This window comes from uncultured Campylobacter sp., from assembly GCF_938018145.1.
Classification (GTDB): domain Bacteria; phylum Campylobacterota; class Campylobacteria; order Campylobacterales; family Campylobacteraceae; genus Campylobacter_A.
In genome coordinates this window covers 1-1,328 of record NZ_CALIII010000179.1, presented here as the reverse complement: position 1 = coordinate 1,328, position 1,328 = coordinate 1, and the positions used below count along the sequence as shown (strand labels likewise).

The window sequence follows — 1,328 nt, the reverse complement described above, 5'->3', positions numbered from 1 at the left end:
ACCGCGAGCTTCTAGCCAAGGGTGCTGCGATCTACGCAGAATCAATAAAAGTCGTGATAATTAAAAGCGGCTCGGGCAAGCTCTCGTTTTTCGAGGACGGCGAGGAGTTTATCGTCTATCACCTCCAAAAAGACAACATCTCGATCATAGACGACGTGTGCGTGCTAGAGATCCTAGAGGACAGCGAGATCTACTCGATCGATGCGGACGACATGGGCGAACTGCTAAAAAACGAGAGATTTGCCAAAGCATACGCCGACACGCTCGTAAATATCTCCTTGCTGCAGCGCCAAATCATAAAATCGATACTGTTTGAAAGCGCAAAGGGGCGCATAGCAAACTTCCTCGTCGAGCTCGCCGCCGAGCAAAATTTGACGCAAAACGGCTACCACTACGTCTTTTTGCCGTTTTCGCTAAAGGTGCTTTCAAGCTTCGTCGGACTCAAGCGCCAAAGCGCAAGCACGGCGTTTAACGAGCTTATAAAAGACGATATCATCAGGCGCATAACTCCGCATGAGTTTTTGATAGTGGATTATGAAAAGCTGCAAAGCTATACGAACTAAAATTTAAATTTGCACACCAAAAACCGCACGGCAAAAACGCTAAATTTGAGTTTTTAAATTTAATGTAGTTAAATTTGTAAATTTAGCAAGATGTGAGATAGATATTCAAGATAGAATAGGCGTAGTTTAACTTTAAAATTTTAACCCGTGAGGGAGCGGACTCGTCGTCCGTAACCGAAACGGGTTTAAAATTTTAAAGCTTGAAATCCGTCATTTATGGGGAATTCTAGGCCGGTAAAAGGTTTTGATTAGTGTCGGCAGTAGCACTAGCGCCCCTAGCAACATCATTATCATAACAAGATCTGTTAAAAGTCCAAAATATATCGTCGGGATAAAGTTGCTCGTTACCATAATGCTAAAGCCAAGGATGATCGCAAACGAGGTGTAGTACATCGCGTAGCCGATGCTGGCGTGCGAGGCCTTGATCGACTCGGCGACGTTTTTGCTGCGAAGCTCGATTTTTAGGCGGTGGATGTAGTGGATGATGTCGTCCACGCCGATGCCTATGCTGATAGCCGCTATCGTAATGCTCATGATATCAAGCGGAATGCCCATCACGCCCATGACGCCAAATACCGCGCAAAGCGGGATCAAATTTGACGTGATAGCGATGGCGGCGAGCTTGATGCTTTTAAAAATAATGCAAAAAACGATAAAAAGCGACAAGATAACAAAACCGAAAGAATCCACCTGCGAGGCGATGAGGCTTTGAAGGAGGTTGTTATAAAGCACCATCGCTCCGCTAACTTGAACGCTTGCATTGTC

At 45.3% G+C, this 1,328-nt stretch carries 1 protein-coding gene and 1 pseudogene; one reads left to right on the top strand and one right to left on the bottom strand.

Going from position 1 to position 1,328, the window contains the following annotated elements:
* Window positions 1-563, top strand: a 563-nt coding sequence (locus tag Q0338_RS04115; protein ID WP_298085649.1) for a Crp/Fnr family transcriptional regulator, incomplete at its 5' end; no start/stop codon positions are given.
* Between the two features lie 210 nt (window positions 564-773).
* Here Q0338_RS04115 and Q0338_RS04110 read toward each other — a convergent pair.
* A pseudogene (locus Q0338_RS04110) lies at window positions 774-1,328 on the bottom strand (RND family transporter); the annotation flags it as partial.